15 protein-coding genes are annotated in these 16,783 nt (G+C 72.1%); 5 read left to right on the top strand and 10 right to left on the bottom strand.

Annotated features, from left to right (window positions below; genetic code table 11):
- Nucleotides 1-25: 25 nt before the first annotated feature.
- From EDD29_RS25035 to EDD29_RS25045, 3 genes are read right to left on the bottom strand one after another with little or no spacing between them, the layout of a single operon-like run.
- Nucleotides 26-1,258: a CaiB/BaiF CoA transferase family protein gene (locus EDD29_RS25035; RefSeq protein WP_123666757.1), complete on the bottom strand. Its 1,233-nt coding sequence runs from the start codon at nt 1,256-1,258 to the stop codon at nt 26-28.
- Between the two features lie 39 nt (nt 1,259-1,297).
- Complete coding sequence (locus EDD29_RS25040) at nt 1,298-2,962, bottom strand: thiolase C-terminal domain-containing protein (RefSeq protein ID WP_123666758.1); 1,665 nt, start codon at nt 2,960-2,962, stop codon at nt 1,298-1,300.
- The gene (locus tag EDD29_RS25045; protein WP_123666759.1) at nt 2,955-4,181 is read right to left on the bottom strand and encodes an amidohydrolase family protein; all 1,227 of its coding nucleotides are present in this window, start codon (nt 4,179-4,181) and stop codon (nt 2,955-2,957) included. The genes EDD29_RS25040 and EDD29_RS25045 overlap by 8 nt, the downstream gene beginning before the upstream one ends.
- 78 nt (nt 4,182-4,259) lie before the next feature.
- Between EDD29_RS25045 and EDD29_RS25050 the strand changes: the two genes are divergently transcribed.
- Both EDD29_RS25050 and EDD29_RS25055 read left to right on the top strand, forming a co-directional pair.
- The gene (locus EDD29_RS25050) at nt 4,260-4,520 is read left to right on the top strand and encodes a hypothetical protein (RefSeq protein WP_123666760.1); all 261 of its coding nucleotides are present in this window, start codon (nt 4,260-4,262) and stop codon (nt 4,518-4,520) included.
- On the top strand, nt 4,517-4,990 hold the full coding sequence (locus EDD29_RS25055; protein ID WP_123666761.1) for a pyridoxamine 5'-phosphate oxidase family protein: 474 nt from the start codon (nt 4,517-4,519) through the stop codon (nt 4,988-4,990). The genes EDD29_RS25050 and EDD29_RS25055 overlap by 4 nt, the downstream gene beginning before the upstream one ends.
- Nucleotides 4,991-5,048: 58 nt before the next feature.
- Here the strand turns inward: EDD29_RS25055 and EDD29_RS25060 are convergent, their stop codons facing one another.
- Genes EDD29_RS25060 through EDD29_RS25080 form a run of 5 tightly spaced genes read right to left on the bottom strand, consistent with a single transcriptional unit; the run spans nt 5,049 to nt 10,176 of the window.
- Nucleotides 5,049-5,816 carry an SDR family NAD(P)-dependent oxidoreductase gene (locus tag EDD29_RS25060; protein WP_123666762.1) on the bottom strand — a complete coding sequence of 256 codons (768 nt, stop codon included), beginning with the start codon at nt 5,814-5,816 and terminating at the stop codon, nt 5,049-5,051.
- Nucleotides 5,817-5,869: 53 nt separating this feature from the next.
- Nucleotides 5,870-7,012, bottom strand: a complete 1,143-nt coding sequence (locus EDD29_RS25065) for a thiolase family protein (protein ID WP_123666763.1) — start codon at nt 7,010-7,012, stop codon at nt 5,870-5,872.
- A gap of 56 nt (nt 7,013-7,068) precedes the next feature.
- Nucleotides 7,069-8,226 (bottom strand): CaiB/BaiF CoA transferase family protein, encoded by a 1,158-nt coding sequence (locus EDD29_RS25070; RefSeq protein ID WP_246052994.1) that lies wholly within the window; start codon nt 8,224-8,226, stop codon nt 7,069-7,071.
- A complete protein-coding gene (locus EDD29_RS25075) occupies nt 8,223-9,011 on the bottom strand; it encodes a crotonase/enoyl-CoA hydratase family protein (protein WP_123666764.1) in 789 nt (262 codons plus the stop codon). Before EDD29_RS25075 ends, EDD29_RS25070 begins: the two co-directional genes overlap by 4 nt.
- 16 nt (nt 9,012-9,027) lie before the next feature.
- Nucleotides 9,028-10,176: an acyl-CoA dehydrogenase family protein gene (locus EDD29_RS25080; RefSeq protein WP_123666765.1), complete on the bottom strand. Its 1,149-nt coding sequence runs from the start codon at nt 10,174-10,176 to the stop codon at nt 9,028-9,030.
- A gap of 216 nt (nt 10,177-10,392) precedes the next feature.
- Here EDD29_RS25080 and EDD29_RS25085 point away from each other — a divergent pair, with 216 nt between their 5' ends.
- Both EDD29_RS25085 and EDD29_RS25090 read left to right on the top strand, forming a co-directional pair.
- Nucleotides 10,393-11,979, top strand: coding sequence for a class I adenylate-forming enzyme family protein (locus EDD29_RS25085; RefSeq protein ID WP_123666766.1), 1,587 nt, complete (start codon nt 10,393-10,395; stop codon nt 11,977-11,979).
- Nucleotides 11,963-13,201, top strand: coding sequence for an FAS1-like dehydratase domain-containing protein (locus tag EDD29_RS25090; protein WP_123666767.1), 1,239 nt, complete (start codon nt 11,963-11,965; stop codon nt 13,199-13,201). The genes EDD29_RS25085 and EDD29_RS25090 overlap by 17 nt, the downstream gene beginning before the upstream one ends.
- Before the next feature lie 61 nt (nt 13,202-13,262).
- Here EDD29_RS25090 and EDD29_RS25095 read toward each other — a convergent pair whose 3' ends face one another.
- Nucleotides 13,263-14,042 (bottom strand): enoyl-CoA hydratase/isomerase family protein, encoded by a 780-nt coding sequence (locus EDD29_RS25095; RefSeq protein ID WP_123666768.1) that lies wholly within the window; start codon nt 14,040-14,042, stop codon nt 13,263-13,265.
- Nucleotides 14,043-14,148: 106 nt separating this feature from the next.
- On the opposite strand from EDD29_RS25095, the gene EDD29_RS25100 reads away from it, so the two are divergent.
- Nucleotides 14,149-15,219: an acyl-CoA dehydrogenase family protein gene (locus tag EDD29_RS25100; protein WP_123666769.1), complete on the top strand. Its 1,071-nt coding sequence runs from the start codon at nt 14,149-14,151 to the stop codon at nt 15,217-15,219.
- 67 nt (nt 15,220-15,286) lie between these two features.
- Here EDD29_RS25100 and EDD29_RS25105 read toward each other — a convergent pair whose 3' ends face one another.
- Complete coding sequence (locus tag EDD29_RS25105; RefSeq protein ID WP_211359884.1) at nt 15,287-16,780, bottom strand: class I adenylate-forming enzyme family protein; 1,494 nt, start codon at nt 16,778-16,780, stop codon at nt 15,287-15,289.
- Nucleotides 16,781-16,783 lie beyond the last annotated feature (3 nt).

A 16,783-nucleotide genomic window follows, 5' to 3' on the forward strand; every position in this document is an offset into this window, starting at 1 on the left:
TGCGGTCGGTTCGCGGCGGGAAGGGTCAGGTGATGGCGCCGGCGATCTTGAGCTGGATCAGCTCCTCCTCGGTCCGGCCGAGACCGCGGATGATGTCGTCGGTGTGCTCGGCGAACTGCGGACCGCGCCGCAGCTCGACGGGCGTCTCATCGAACTGGACCGGGTTCGAGATGAGCTCGCGCTCCACGCCGTCGACGTCCCGCACACTGCGGATCATGCCGTTCGCCCGCAGGGACACGTCGTTGGCGACCCCCCACGGGTCCTGGACCGTGGCCCACTGGCCCTCCATGCCCTCGAACAGCGCCAGCCACTCGTCGTAGGTCTTCCCGCGCACGATCTCCGCGATGATCTCGGCCGCCTGCGGGGCGCCCGCCATCAGCTTCTCGACCGTGTCGAACCGCTCGTCGGCGACGAGCTCCGGACGCCCCGCGATCTCGCAGAACTCCGCCCAGTACCGGCCCGGCTGGAGCATGGAGAAGATGAACCACCGGTCGTCGGAGGTCCGGTAGGAGCCGACCAGCGGATTGCGGGCCGACCCGTGCCGGGGCACCGGCGGTCGCGGCGGCGGGCCGCCGGCCATCAGGGCGAGGTTCGCGGTGAACTGGGTCGCCCACGCCCCCACGCCGAGCAGCGACACGTCGATGACCGAGGTCTCCCCGGTCGTCGCGCGGGCGAACAGGGCCGCCGCGACGCCTCCCGCGATCGTCATGCCGCCGAGGTTGTCACCGTAGCCTCCGGCCGGCATCGCGACGAGGCGGTCCGCGTCGGCCGGCGTGGATCCGGCCCCGCTGCCTCCCCGGGCCCAGAAGGCGGTGGCGTCGTATCCGCCCTTGCCCGCCTCGGGTCCGCGCTGCCCGAAGCCGGAGCCGCGCACATAGATGATGTCGGGATTGACCTTCCGGACGTCCTCCAGCTCGATGCCCAGCTTCGCGCGGGCGTCGGGCAGGAAGTTGGTCAGGAAGACGTCGCTCTGCCGGATCAGCTCGTGCAGGATCTCCAGCGCCTCGGGCTTCTCCAGGGCCAGGCCGACGCTGCGCTTTCCCCGGTTCGGGGCCTCCACGATGGGCGAGAACCTGCTCCCCTCGACGATCGCGTCCAGGCCGAGCACCTGGGTCAGGCCGCGCTGGCCGTCGCCGCGCTCCGCGTGCTCGACCTTGATGACGTCGGCGCCCCAGTCGGCGAGCACGGCGCCGGCCGATGGAACGAAGGTGAACTGGGCGACTTCGAGCACCCGCACCCCGGTCATGGGTTGCAGCATGGTTTCACTCCTTGGTTCTGTTCAGCTTTCCGGGCGGGTTCACGCGCGCCTGAGCAGGATCGCGCTCCCCGGTGCGCCGCCGCCGGTCGTGACGACCGCGGTCCCGGCGTCCTGTACCTGGCGCTCCCCCGCGTCCCCGCGCAGCTGGAGCATCGCCTCCCGCACGAATCCGAATCCGTGCAGCCGGCCGGCGGACAGCTGGCCGCCATGGGGGTTCAGCGGCAGCCGGCCGCCGAGCGCGATCCCGCGCCCCTCGTCGATGAAGTCCCGCGCGCCGCCCGGCTCGCAGAAGCCGAGCGCCTCCAGCCAGGACACCGCGTTGAAGGTGAACCCGTCGTAGAGGAGCGCGAGATCGACGTCGTCGGGCCGCAGCGACGTCCGGCTCCACAGGTGCTTCGCCGGCCCGAAGGTCTGCGGCTCGTGGGTGAGGGTGTCCTGGTCCCAGCTCAGCCGCTCCATGATCTGGGTGCCGACCGCCTCGACCAGGACGCCCGGCCGGGGCCGGTCCGCCAGGGTCTCGGCCGCCGAGACGATGACCGCCACGGCGCCGTCGACCGGCACGTCGCAGTCGTAGAGGCCGAAGGGGGTCGAGACCATCCGGGCGGCGAAGTAGTCGTCGAGGGTGAGGGGGTCGCGGTAGACGGCCTCGGGATTGCGCGCGGCGCCGTCCCGTTCGGTCACCGCCACCCAGCCCAGCATGGACCGGTCGCCGCCGTACCTGTGGAAGTAGTGCGAGGTCTGCATCGCGATCCACCCGGCGGCGGACATGGCGCCGAACGGCGCCCGCTCCTCCATCATCCCGGTCGCGCGGGCCGGCGGCGCGTCCCAGGCCCCGGACCTGACCAGCGCCGTGTGCGAGGACTCCCAGACCGTCCGGAAGCAGAGCACATGGCGGCACAGTCCGGACGCCACCGCGAGCATCGCGGCGATGATCGCGCCCGCCTGGCCCGGGGTGTCCCCGACACCGTTGATCCAGGTCGGGGTGAGCTGGAGCGCCTCGACGACCGGCGGGATCCCGCCTTCCGACATGCCCGGCGCCCCGGTGCGGCCGGGATAGGTGGAGAGCCCGTCGATGTCCTTCAGCTCCAGCCCCGCGTCGGCCACGGCGGCCAGGCAGGCGTCGACGGTGAGGGACACCGGGTCGACCATGAGCCGCCGGCCGACCTTCGACTGCCCGACGCCGGTGAGCGCGACCCTGTCCTCGAACTTCACCGGTGACGCCATCGGCCGCAGCGCGGCGGACACGTCGCGCGGCTCCGGTACGCGGAGCGTCTCGCCGCGGCGGTCGGGATCGGGCTCGAAGAGCGGGAGGTGAACTTCGCCCACCTTCTCGAACAGCACCCGCACCGCCATGCCCACGTGGACGTCCTCGACCTCGCAGCCCACGATGTTCGTGGTGAGCCGGGCCCCCTCGTCCTCCTCCAGCGCCACGATGGCGACGACGTACGGAGGCGGGAAGTCGGCCAGCCACTGCTGGTGGTTCACGGTGAAGCCCGCGACGACACCGCGGCCGGAGACCGGGGCGAGCGCCACGTGCGGGCTCCGGCAGACCCGGCACCGCGGCAGCGGCGGATGCGTGTACGCCGAGCAGTCGGCGCAGCGGGTGATGTGCAGGACGCCGTCCCGGCCCGCGGCCCAGAACTCCGCGCTGGCGAGCGTGGGCTGGGGCTCCGGGCGGACGGGCCGCACGGTCGGCTCAGACACGGGGGAAGTTGAGGACTTCACGGGCGTTCAGCTCGACGATCCGGTGCGCCTCGTCGTCCGGCACGTCGGCCAGCGACTCGGCGATCACCTTGCGGCTGTTGGGCCACAGCGAGTCGGAGTGCGGGTAGTCGACCTCGACGCAGATCCGGTCGACCCCGATCTCGTGCCGGTTCTTGATGCCGAACTCGTCGGTGATGTAGCAGCCCCAGAAGTGCTTCTTGATCAGTTCGCTCGGGCGGGTGTCGAAGTCGATGGGCTGGTAGTAGCGGTGGCGCTCCCACACGGCGTCGGCGCGCTCGGCGATGTAGGGGAGCCAGCCGATCCCGCCCTCGGAGAGCATGAACTTCAGGCGGGGGTGCTTCTGCAACTGGCCGGACAGCGCCAGGTCCGCCGTCGACCACATGAGGTTCGTCGAGTAGAGCACGAAGGAGACCGCGGTGGGCGCCTCGTCCTTCGGGGCCTCGCCCGGCTCGGTGTTGTAGCGCACGGAGACCGACTGGTAGGCCGATCCGCCCGCGTTCGGCGCGAGCGCGGACGCCGACGCCGAGAACCCGGGGACGAAACTGCCCGATCCGAAGTGCAGGCTGACGGCGATGCCGGTGTCCTCGCACAGGTCCCACAGCGGGCCCCAGTAGTCGGAGTGGAAAGAGGGCAGGCCGAGCGGCACCGGGCTGTCGGGGAAGGAGATGGTGCGGGCGCCCATCGCGGCGACCCGGCGCACCTCGGCGACCACGAGGTCGATGTCCCACATCGGGATCAGCGCGAGCGGCACGTAGCGCTCCGGGGCCGACGCGCACCACTCCTCGATGCTGAAGTCGTTCCATGCCCGCACGCAGGCCAAAGCCAGGTCCCGGTCCTTCGCGCGATGGAACACCCGCCCGCCGAAACCGGGAAAGGAGGGGAAGCAACAGGCGGCCTGGACGCCGTCGAGGTCCATGTCCTTGACGCGCTCCACCGGGTCGTAGCACCCGGGGATCATGTCGTCGAAGCGCAGCGGCTCAAGGCCGTAGTCCTTCGGCTCCTTGCCGGCGACGGCGTTCAACCCGATATAGGGGAAGACGTTGTCCTCCATGTGCCACACATGGCTGCCCTTGTCGTCCTCGACGATCCGGGGCCCCTGGTCGAGGAACTTGCGCGGGAGCCGGTCGGTGAACACCCGGGGATGCTCGATGAGGTGGTCGTCGACCGAAATGATCTGCATGTGATCCTGGAGAGGCATGTCACATCCTTCCGTATGGTGAGTTGTATCATATAACCTATTGAGCTATCTGACAACGATCTGGGAGACGGTGAGGGTATGGAGCACGAACGGCCTCGTGACGCCGAGGACGACCATGACCTGCTGACCTTCGGCGAATCCGGCGCGCGGCTGCGCGAGGAGATCGCGCTGGCCGAGGGGCGGCTGGCGGCGCTCCCGGCGGGGGCCGAGCGCGGCGGCCTGGAGGCGCACCTGGCAGCATTGCGCCAGGCGCTCGCCCGCAACACCCGGCAGGCCGCGGCCCAACCCGGCGAATCCGGATTCCTCACCTACACCCCGCCCCCGAGGAGGACACCATGACCACCCCCAAGACCCAGCGGCGCGGCCGTGCCATCGCCATGTCGCCCGAAGAGGTCGACGCCTTCCTCGCCGCCGAACGCACCTGCCGGGTCGCCACCACGGGCGGCGACGGCCGGCCGCACGTGTCGCCGCTGTGGTTCGTGTGGGACGGCACCTCGCTCTGGCTGAACTCGATCGTCAAGAGCCAGCGCTGGACCGACCTGGCGAAGGATCCGCGGGTCGCGGTCGTCATCGACGCGGGCGTGGAGTTCGGTGAGCTGCGCGGCGTCGAGCTCTCCGGCCGCGTCGAGCAGGTGGGCGAGGTGCCGCGCACGGGCGAGCCCGACGCCGGGCTCGACGTGCCCGAACTGCTCTTCGCCCGCAAGTACCTCGGCCAGGACGAGTTCCTCGTCGACGGGCGGCACGCGTGGCTGCGCCTCACCCCCGAGAAGCTCGCCAGCTGGGACTTCCGCAAGATCCAGGCGCGCTGAGACGGAAACGGGAGGCCACCGCGCTACGCGGTGGCCTCCCGCCCCTTTCCAGCGGTGCCTACCTCGGCGCCATCCGGATCGAGCCGTCGAGCCGGATCGTCTCGCCGTTCACGTACGGGTTCTCCAGCAGGCTCAGCGCCATGTGCGCGTAGTCGTCGGGGGCGCCCAGCCGGCTGGGATGCGGCACCGTCTTCTCCAGCGCCTCCCGGATGTCGGGCCGCAGCCGGGCCAGCATCGGGGTGTCGAACACGCCGGGAGCGATCGTGTTGACCCGGATCTGGCGGCTCGCCAGATCGCGTGCCGCCACGAGGGTCATCCCGTGGACGCCCGCCTTGGAGGCGGTGTAGGACGTCTGGCCGATCTGGCCGTCGAAGGCGGCGACCGACGCGGTGAGCACGATCGCGCCGCGCTCGCCGTCCACCGGCTCCGACCGGGCGATCCGCGCCGCGGCGAGCCGCAGGACGTTGTAGGTGCCGATCAGGTTGACGCGGACGACCTCGGTGAAGGTGTCGAGCGCGCCGGGTTCGCCGTCGCGGTCCAGGATGCGGACCCGGTCGCCGCCCCGGCCCGCGCAGTGGACCGCCGCGCGGAGGGGGCCGTGCGCGGACTCCGCGGCGTCCAGCGTGCGGGTCAGGGACTCGGGGTCCGCGATGTCGGTCTTGCCGAACAGGACGCGTTCGCCGAGTCCGGCGAGGTCGGCGTCCGAGGGCGGGTTCAGGTCGGCGATGCACACCGAGGCGCCGGCGGCGAGCAGCCTGCGGACCGTGGCCAGGCCGAGGCCGGACGAGCCTCCGGTGACGAGGGCCGAGACGGATTCGAGTCGCATGAGAACTCCCGGGGGTTCGGAGGGGAAGGGGGCCGTTCGGGCCGCAGCTCGGGTCAGAGCAGTTCGAGGATCGTGGCGTTCGCCATGCCGCCCGCCTCGCACATCGTCTGCAGGCCGTAGCGGAGGCCGTTGTCGCGCATGTGGTGGATCATCCGGGTCATGAGGATCGCTCCCGACGCGCCCAGGGGATGGCCGACCCCGATCGCCCCGCCGAGCGGGTTGATCCGCTCGTGCTCGGCCCCGGTCTCGATCTCCCAGGCCAGCGGCACGCTCGCGAAGGCCTCGTTGACCTCGAACACGCCGATGTCGTCGATGCCCAGGCCCGCGCGCTTGAGCACCTTGGCGGTCGCCGGGATCGGCGCGGTCAGCATCGTGACGGGGTCGTCGCCCGCGACGGCGCCGGAGTGGAACCGCGCCAGCGGGCGCAGGCCCAGCTCGGCGGCCCGCTCGCTCGTGGTGATCAGCAGCGCGGCGCTGCCGTCGGAGATCTGGGAGCTGTTGCCCGCGTGGATGACGCCGTCGTCGAGGAAGGCGGGCTTGAGCCCCGCGAGCCGGTCCAGCGACGTGTCGCGGCGGACGCCCTCGTCATAGGTCAGCACACCGTCCGGGCCCGTGATGGGGACCAGCTGGCCGGTGAAGGCGCCGGCGTCGGTGGCCGCCGCCGAACGGTGGTGCGAGTCCAGCGCGAACGCGTCGAGTTCGGTGCGGGACAGGTTCCAGCGGCGGGCGATCTCCTCCGCGCCGAGGCCCTGACTGAAGGCGTCCCGCTGGTACCGCTCCCGGACGCGGGGGCCGAAGGGCTCACCGGTGTTGCGCGCCGAGCCGATAGGCACCCGGCTCATCGACTCGACCCCGCCCGCGACGACCATGTCGTTGTGGCCGGCGATCACACTGGCCGCGGCGAAGTGGACCGCCTGCTGGCTGGATCCGCAGGCGCGGTCCAGCGTGACGCCGGGGATGCCCTCGGGCCATCCGGCGGCGAGCACGGCGAGCCTCGCCACGTTGGTCGACTGGTCGCCGATCTGGGTGACGCACCCCCAGATCACGTCCTCGATCTGCTCGGGGTCCAGGTCGTTGCGGCGTACCAGTGCCTTCAGCACCTCCGACGCCAGGTCGACCGGGTGGACGCCCTTCAGTGCACCGTTGCGGCGCCCGATCGGCGTCCGCACCGCGTCCACGATCACCGCGTCGCGCATGGGACCACCTCCTTCTCTTCCATGGGAGTTCTCTTCTTTCCCGCGGTCGTCCGCCGTCAGGCGACGATCTCGCCGTCGCGCAGTTCCGCGATCTCCGCGCCGGTGAGGCCGAGTTCCGCGAGGATCTCGTCGGTGTGCCGGCACCAGCCCGCCCGGTCGCGCTCCACGACGGCGGAGCCGGACAGCCTGGGCGCCGGAGCGGGCTGCGGGATGCCGCCCCACTCGACGTAGGTGCCGCGCTCCCGCAGCTCCGCCGAGGCGGCGGCCTCCGCGAGCGAGAGCACCGGGGTCACGCAGGCGTCCGAGCCGTCGAACACCGCCTCCCACTCCGCGCGGGTCCGGGAGGCGAAGAGCGCGGCGAGCGCGCGCTGCTGCTCGGGCCACCGGGCCCTGTCGTGCTGCGGCCAGTCCGCCGGGGCGAGTCCGAGCAGACCGAGCAGCTGCGCGTAGAACTGCGGCTCCAGCGCGCCCACGGCCATGAACCCGCCGTCGGAGGTGCCGTAGGTCCGGTAGAACGGGGCCGCCCCGTCCAGGAGGTTGTCGCCGCGCCGGTCGCGCCACACGCCGCCGGCGAGCATCCCGTGCAGCATCGCGGTCAGCGAGGCGACGCCGTCGACCATGGCCGCGTCGACGATCTGGCCGCGTCCCGTCTCCCCGCGCTGGAGGAGCGCCGCGAGGACGCCGAGCGCGAGGTAGGCACCGCCTCCGCCGAAGTCGGCCAGCAGGTTGAGCGGCGGTTGCGGCGCCGCGTCGGGCGGCCCCAGGGGGAAGACCGCGCCCGCCAGCCCCGCGTAGTTGATGTCGTGGCCCGCCTGGAGCGCGCGCGGCCCCGTCTGGCCCCAGCCCGTGGCCCTGCCGTAGACGAGGCGCGGGTTGACGGCCCGGAGGTCCGCCGGTCCGAGGCGCAGCCGCTCGGCGGCGCCCGGCCGCATCCCCTCGATGAAGACGTCGGCCTGTTCGAGCAGCCGCAGGAGCAGCGCGCGCCCCTGGTCGCCGCGCAGGTCGATGCCGATCGAGCGGTGTCCCCTGGTGCGCGGGTCGTCCTCGGCGCGCAGCCCGGTGAGCGGCTCACCTCCGTTGGGCCGGTCGATCCTGATGACCCGTGCGCCGAGATCGCCCAGCAGCATGCACGCGAACGGCGCCGGGCCCATCGCGCTCAGGCAGACGACGGTGATGCCGGAGAGCGCCTGCGGCGGGGCCTCGGGCGTGGTCACCGATCCCGCCAGACGGGTGCGCGCCGCTCGCGGAAGGCGGCCACGCCCTCTGCGGCGTCCTCCGAGGCGAAGACGGGTTCGAGGTGCTCGCGCTGGCGGGTGAAGCACTCCTCCAGCGGCCACTCCGCCGAGTCGATCGCGACCCGCTTGGAGGCGCGCACCGACATGGGGGCGTTGGCGGCGATCTCCCGGGCCAGCTCCAGCGCGGCGTCGAGGGCGGCGCCGTCGTCCACGACGCGGTTCACCAGGCCGAATCCGGCGGCGCGCTCGGCGTCGATCGGCGCGCCCGTCATGAGCAGCTCCATCGCGATCATGTGCGGGAGCCTGCGGGGCACCCGGAACGCCCCGCCGCCGCGCGCGGCCAGGCCGCGCTTGACCTCGGGGAGCCCGAACCTGGCTCCCCGCCCGGCGGTGATCAGGTCGCAGGCCAGGGCGATCTCGAACCCGCCACCGAGCGCCCAGCCTTCGACCGCCGCGATCAGCGGCTTGGCGGGCGGGGCCTCCACGAGGCCCGCGAAGCCGCGCACCGGGTCGGCTGCGCGCTCCCCCGCGGCGTGCGCCTTCAGGTCCATCCCGGCGCAGAAGGTCGCGCCGCTGCCGTGCAGCACGCCCACGCGCAGGTCCGGAGATCCGTCGAGCAGGTCGAGCGCCGCCGCGACGGCCCGGGAGACCGCGGCGTTCACGGCGTTGCGCTGCGCGGGCCGGTTGAGGGTGATGACGAGGACGCCGTCCTCGCTGCGGACCAGGACGTCCTGGTCCGTCTGTGTCTGTGCCGGTGTCGACATGGGGGCTCTCCTCCGGTCAGCGCAGCGCCGAGTGCCCGAGCAGGGCCTTGCCCAGGTGCAGGATCTGGATCTGGCTGGTGCCCTCGGGGATGGTGGCCTCGCGCGCGTCGCGGAAGTACCGCTCGACCGGGGACTCCTCCATGAGGCCGGCGCCGCCGTGCACCTGGAGCGCCAGCGTCGCGGCGCGGCCGGCGGACTCGCCGCAGTAGAGCTTGGCCATCGAGCACTCGTAGCGGCCGGGCTCGCCGGCGTCCAGGGCGCGCGCGGCGCGGTGGCCGAGCAGGCGGGACGTCTCGGTGAGCGTCGCGATCTCCACGACCATCTGCTGCACCAGCTGGAACGCCGCGATCGGCTTGCCGAACTGCTCGCGCTGCCGGCAGAACCGGATCGCCTCCTCCAGGCACGCCTGGGACAGGCCGACGGCGCCCATCGCCATGTTCAGCCTGCCGACGTTGACGGCCTTCATGGCCAGCGACAGGCCGCCCCCGAGATCCCCGAGCACGTTCGCGGCCGGAATGACGGTGTCGTCGAAGGTGAGCTCGCAGCTCGTGGTCGAGCGCAGCGGCATGTGCGGGATGTCGTGCACGCCGAACCGGGACTCGGCGGCGTCGACGAGGATCGCCGTGACGCCGCGATCCGTGCCGTCCTCCTCGAGGACGCGGGCGAACAGGATGCCGAAGTCACAGCCGAGCGCGTTGGTGATGTAGATCTTGCTCCCGTTGACGACGTAGCCGTCGCCCTTCCTCCGGGCGACGGTCCGCACCGCGCCCGCGTCCGATCCGGCGTCGGGTTCGGTCAGGCCGAACCAGCCGAAGCGGCGGCCTTCCAGGAGCGGCGCGAGGAAGCGCGCGCGCTGTCCGGCATCGGCCGCGGCGGAGAGCGTGCGGGCGACCATGCCCTGGACGTTCACGGTGGTCCGCAGCGATCCCCAGCAGCGGCCGGCCTCCTCCATGAGGATCGCCTGCATCATCATGGACAGCTCGTCGCCGCCCTCGGCCTCCGGAACGCCGCCGCGGACGTAGCCGAACTCGTAGAGCTGCGGGAGCAGCTCCCACGGGAACGTCCGTGCGCGCTCGTGCGCGGCGACGTCGGGCGCGACCTTCTTCTCCAAGAAGGAACGGACCGCGTCGCGCAGCGCACGCTCCTCATCGTTCAACTCCGGCACAGCACCCACCTGCCTCAACACTCGGGAAGGTCCTTCCGCCAGGAGGCGCGGCCGCAGTGATCTTTGCCGCGCTCTCGCTAACTCAGGCTACTTTCCTTCTTTAGTTAGCTGATTGTACCTTATCCTGCAACCCCGGGCCGGCGACCCCGGGACTGTCAAGCTAACAGACAATGAGCTAACTAATATAGCTCTATAAGGCGACGTTGGAAGGACAGCATGACCAACCGGGATCCATCGACCTACGCTGCGCATCGCGACAGCCTGCTGCTCACTCGCCGGATCGGGGAGGTGCTGGCGCTGGATCCGACCGCGTCGGCCATCGCGTTCGGCGAGCAGACCCTCCCCTGGTCGTTCTATTCGGACGCCATCACCGACCTCGAATCCCTGCTCGGCGCGCACCCCGGTGCGCGGCGGGTCGGCGTCATCCTGCGCAACCGCCCGGGACCGGTCGCCGCCGCCGTCGCGACCATCGGCACCGGGCGCCAGCTCGTCACGCTGAGCCCGCAGCTGGGCGACGACGGGCTGGCCGCCGACATCGTCGACCTGGCGCCGGACGTGCTCATCGCCGAGGACCAGGACTGGGCCCGCCCGGCCACCCTGTCCGCGGCCGAGAGGTGCGGCGCGATCGCGCTGCGGACAGGCTCTGACCGCGCGCTGGGCGCGCAGCCCGTCGCGTGGACCGCGAATCCCGCGCTGAGGTCCGCAGACGACATCGCGGTGCTGATGATGACCAGCGGGACCACCGGCCGGCCCAAACGGATCGAACTGACCTACGACAGGATGGTCGCCGCGTTCCGGGCGGCCGGGACCGACCTCGGGGACACCGCCCCCCGGCTGCGAGGCAGGCCCGCGATCCTGTGGGCCTCCCTGGCCCATATCAGCGGCCTGTACTTCGCCATCGCCTATGTCCTCGAAGGCCGGGGCATCGCGCTGATGGAGAAGTTCGACGTCGACGCCTGGGTGGAGCTGGTGCGGCGGCACCGGCCGGGCTTCGTCCGCCTGGCGCCCGCCGCGCTGCGCATGGTGCTCCAGGCCCAGGTACCGCTGGACGTCTTCAAGGGGGTCCGCGCCATCGGCTCCGGGAGCGCCCCGCTGCCGCCCGAGCTGGCGGAGGAGTTCGAGAAGCGCTACGGCGTTCCCGTACTGGGCACCTATGGCGCCACCGAGTTCGCGGGGGCGATCGCCGGCTGGACGCTCGCCGACAAGGTCGAGTGGGGCGGCGCGAAGCGGGGCAGCGTCGGCCGGGCCCACCACGGGATCGAGCTGCGGATCGTCGACCGCGACACCGCCGCGGTCCTGACCGCCGGCGCGATCGGCCTGCTGGAGGCCCGCGGGAGGCAGCTCCCCGGCGCGGACGGGAGCTGGCTGCGCACCACCGATCTCGCCGCCGTCGACGAGGACGGGTTCCTGTTCATCCACGGGCGCGCCGACGAGGCCATCAACCGAGGGGGCTTCAAGATCCCACCCGCGGTCATCGAGGACGCCCTCTGCCGGCATCCCTCGGTGGCCGAGGCCGCCGCGATCGGGCTGCCCGATCCGCGGCTCGGGGAAGTGCCCGTCGCCGCGGTGACGGTCTCGCGGCCCACCACCGCCGAGGAGCTCATGGCCTTCCTCGCGAGCAGGCTCACCCGCTACCAGCTCCCGGTGACCCTCAAGGTCGTCGACGCGCTCCCCCGCACGCCCTCGCTGAAGGTCAGCCGGCCCCTGGTCCGCGACCGGTTCTTCGCCGACCACCCGGCCGATCCGGCACCGGACGTCCCGCAGCTCTCGCCGACAGGAGAATCCCTTGACGAACGACGGTAGCGAGAGCTTCGGCGTCCTCACCGACCAGGCGCTGGAACGATCCCGGCGCAGGATCGGCATCCCCCTGCGCACGGATCCCGCGCACATCACCGAGGTCAACGCGGACGCCACCCGCCACTTCGCCTACGGCTACGGCGACGGCAACCCGCTGTACTGCGATCCCGAATACGGCGAGAAGACCAGGTGGGGCGCGCTCATCGCGCCGCCGAACATGGTCTACGCGATGGGCGAGAGCGCCGCGCCGCCGCTCACCGAGGAGCAGCGGCTCCTGCTGAAGGGCGATCCGTTCGCCGGTCTCGGCTCCTACCAGGCGGCCATGGAGTTCGAGTACCACCGTCCGCTGCGCGCCGGGGACCGGTGCCGGGTCGTCCGCGCCCAGGTCGGGGTCAAGGAGAAGCCGAGCAGCTTCGGCGGACGCGCCGCGCACGTCACCCACGACTTCCTCTACGCCAACGGGGACGGCGAGATCGTCGCCGTCCGGCGCGGAACGTGGATCAACGCCGAGCGCCACACGTCGCGGGACCGGGCCAAGGAGAAGAAGCCGCTTTCCTTCGACCCCTACACCGACGAGCAGCTGGCGGAGATCGAGGCGGCCTACGACGCCGAGACGCGGCGGGGCGCCACCCCCCGGTACTTCGAGGACGTGGCCGTCGGCGACGAGATCCAGCCGCGGGTCAAAGGACCGCTGACCGTCACCGACGTGGTGGTGTGGCACATCGGGTGGGGAATGCAGCTCACCCCGCCCGGCGCGTTCGGGCTCGCCCGGCGCATCCGGCGGAAGGCGCCGGGGCTCTACCCGCGCAACGCGCGGAACATCCCCGACACCGTCCAGAGGCTGCACTGGGACCCTGAGCGCGCGGCCGAGCTCGGCATCCCCATGAGCTACGACTACGGGGCCATGCGGGAGACCTGGCTGACCCACGCGCTCACCGACTGGATGGGCGACGACGCCTGGCTGTTCAAGCTCCGCTGCGAGCACCGCGGGTTCAACTACCTCGGTGACACGACCTGGGTGCGCGGCAGGGTCGTGGACAAGGTCCGGACCGAGGGCCGCAACGAGGTCCACGTCGAGATCGGCTGCTGGAACCAGCGCGGTGAGCAGACCACGCCGGGCACCGCGGTGGTGCTGCTGCCCACCCGGGACGCGCCGGTCGAGCTGCCCGCTCCGGCGGCCGAGACGCTGGAGGATCTCCTCGCCGCGGAGATCGCGCGGCATTCCTGAGGGGCGAGGCCCTCCGGAGCACGTGGTGCCTCGGAGGGCCGCTGTGCGCTCGGCACGGCGCTCAGCGCAGTGTCCACCGGGGCTTGACGAACCCGTCGCGCGACACCTGCGCCTTGCCGATCGGGTTGCCGACCGTCGTGTAGTTCCAGCCGACCGACTGCGCGGTCTCCCGGTCCAGGTCCAGGGTCTCCCAGATGGCCTTGACCGTCCCCTGGATCGCGGCCGGCGGCTTCGCGGCGATGATCCGGGCGATCTCGTCGGCCCGCTCCCACAGCTGCGCGAAGGGGACGAGCTCGGACACCAGGCCGATCTCCCGGGCGCGAGCGGCCGACATCCGCTCGTCGAGGCCGATCAGCGCCCATCGCAGGGCCTCGCCGAGCGGGATCCGGCGCGCCAGGCCGATGGGCTCCAGCGCCGAGGTCAGGCCGTAGGAGACATGCGGGTCGAAGAACGTCGCGTCGTCGGCCCCGATCACGATGTCGCACTCGTTCAGCCAGTAGAACGCGCCGCCGGCCACCATGCCGTGCACCGCCGCGACGACCGGCTTCCACACCTTGTTCTGCTTCGGGCCGAGCCCGCTGCCGGGGTCCTCCTGGCTCCACACGTTCTCGGCCAGGTCGAGGCCCTCGCCCACGTCGAGCCCGGTGCAGAACGCCCGGTCTCCGGCGGCCCGGAGCACCACGACATGGATGTCGTCGTCGCGGCGCACCCTCGTCCAGAGGTCCCGGAACTCGGCGATCATCTGGTTGTTGAAGGCGTTGAGCTTGTCCGGCCGGTCGAGCGTGACCGTGGCGACGTGGTCCGCGACCTCGAACACCACGGTCTCGTAGGGGTCTCCCATGACCTCTCCTTGCCTAAGGGTACAATTGGTAAGATGATTATTCTGCTTTAGCGATATACTAGCCCGCAACTGCCGGGCGCCACCGCAAGAGAAAGAGGGCGATCACGTGGACTTCGAGCCGACCGAGGAGCAGGCGACGCTTCGCGAGGTCTCCCGCAGCATGCTCGCCGCCGCATGCCCGCCCGCGCTGGTCCGCGCGCTCGCCGAGAGCGGCGGGGACGTCGACGACAAGCTGTGGCGGCGCGGCGCGGAACTCGGCTGGACGGGCCTGGCCGTGCCGGAGGAGCACGAAGGAGCGGGCCAGGGGCTGGTGGAGCTCTGCCTGGTCGCCGAGGAACTCGGCCGCGCGGTGGCGCCCGGTCCGTTCGTCGACACCGCGCTGACCGCGTCGGTCCTCTCCCGGTCCGACTCGCCGAAGGCCGCCGAGGCCGTGCGGGGGCTGACGGCCCGCGGCCAGAAGGCGAGCCTGGTCCACCACGGCAGGGTGTCGGCCGCTCGCGCGCCGCACGGGCTCGTCCTGAACGGCAGGGCCACCGCGGTGCACTCCGCGGGCTCCGCCGACTGGTTCCTCGTGGTCGCCGACTTCGAGAGCGACGCGGCGCGGCTCGTGCTCCTGGAGGCCGCCGCGGCGGAGCCCGAGCGCCGCAGGACCCTCGACGAGACCCGCGGCTGGTACGACGTCGTCTTCGACGACGTGTTCGTCCCGTCGGCCCAGGTGGTCTCCGCCGACCCCGCCGAGATCCGGCGGCTGCTCGACGCCGCCGCGGTCGTCACCGCGGCCGACGCGCTCGGCGTCGGCGAACGGCTGCTGGAGATGACGGTCGACTACGTCAAGGTGCGCAAGCAGTTCGACCGGCAGCTCGGGAGCTTCCAGTCGGTCAAGCACAAGGTCGCCGACATGCTGACCACGCTCAAGGGCGCCCGCGCCGCGATCTACTACGCGGCCATGGCACTCGACGCCGGCGTCCCGGACGCCTCGCTCGCGTCCAGCGCCGCCAAGGCGTTCACCGGCGAGGGCATCAGCGCGCTGGCCGGCGAGGCGCTCCAGACGCACGGCGGCATCGGCTTCACCTGGGAGCACGACCTGCACCTCTACCTGCGCCGTGCGAAGGTGGACGAACTCCTGTACGGCTCCACCTCCGAACACCACGAACGCGTCCTCTCACTGATCGTTTAGCCGGAAGGACTCCGGAAGCCGAACGGCCTCCCCGCGTCTTGCGGGGAGGCCGTTCGGCTTCCGGTGCTCAGTCGCCCGCGCCCGGGGCCGAGCCGACGAGTTCCGGCATCTTGCGCCGCAGCAGCTTGCCCGTCTCGGTGCGGGGCAGCTCCGGGAGGAGCCAGATCCGGTCCGGGGTCTTGCTGGAGCGCAGCGTCCGCAGCGCGAAGGCGCGCAGTTCCTCCTCGTCGGCCGAGGCTCCGGCCCGGATGACCACGGCCGCCTCGACGCGCTGGCCCCACTCCTCGTCGGAGACGCCGAACACCACCGCGTCCGTCACCGCCGGGTGGCGCAGGAGCACGTCCTCGATCTCGGCGGGCGCGATGTTCTCCGCGCCGCGGATGATGGTGTCGTCCACCCGGCCGCCGATGAACAGATACCCGTCCTCGTCGAGGCGGCCTTCGTCTCGGGTGTCGAAGAAGCCGTCGGCGTCCACCGCGCGCCCGATGCCCGCGTACTCGGCCGACACCTGGGCCCCTCGGACGCAGATCCGGCCGGTCCGGCCCGGCCCGAGAGCCCTGCCCTCGTGGTCACGGATCTCCAGGTCGACGCCGGGCAGCGCCCGGCCGGCCGAGGCCAGCCGCGCCCGCACCCGCGGGTCCTCGGACGCCAGGGCCGCGCGGTGCTCGTCCGGTCCCAGCACCGTGATGGTGGAGCTCGTCTCGGTCAGCCCGTAGGCGTTGACGAAGCCGACCTCCGGCCAGACGGTCAGCGCCCGCTCGATGAGGGCGCCCGGCATCGGGGCGCCTCCGTAGGCGAGCGACCGCAGCGAGGGGACCGCCTTGTCCGCGTCGCTCTCGATGATCCGCGCGAGCATCGTCGGCACGACCATCGCGCTCGTCACCCGTTCCTCCCGCACCGAGCGCAGCCATTCCTCGGGCGCGAACGCCTCGAGGACCAGGCTGCGCCGTCCGGCGAACAGGTTGGTGATCACGTTGGCGACGGCCGCGATGTGGTATGGCGGCACGCTGACGAGAGCCGCGTCCTCCCCGCCGGCGGAGGCGAACTCCACCGAGCCGAGCACATAGGAGACCAGGTTGCTGTGCCGCAGCAGGACGCCCTTCGGCTCCGAGGTGGTCCCGCTCGTGTAGATGACGACCGCGACGGCGTCCGGGTCGGCGTCGTCCGCTGCGACGCCTCCGCGGTCCGCCTCGGTCTCCGCGAGCCACTCGGATGGAGTGATGCCGTCCCTTCCGCATCTCCGCAGGTGCTCCAGCCCTCGTGGGTCGGCGATCACGAGCGCGTCGGGGTGCTTGGCCAGGAGCGCCTCCAGCTGCTGCTCGCCGAGCCGGTAGTTCAGCGGGACCAGCGGCACGCCCGCGAGGTCCGCGGCGAACAGCGCGACGGGGAAGGCCGGCCCGTTGACCGCCAGGTACACGATCGCGTCGGCACCGCGCTCGCGCACGAGCGCGGCACCCGATCCCGCCCGCGCCGCGACGCCCGCGGCGGTGAAACCGGTGGTCCTGCCGCCCACCACGACGCGGTCCCCGAACCCTTCGGCGGCCATGCCGACAAGCGTCATCAG

The sequence above is a fragment of the Actinocorallia herbida genome, from assembly GCF_003751225.1.
GTDB lineage: Bacteria > Actinomycetota > Actinomycetes > Streptosporangiales > Streptosporangiaceae > Actinocorallia > Actinocorallia herbida.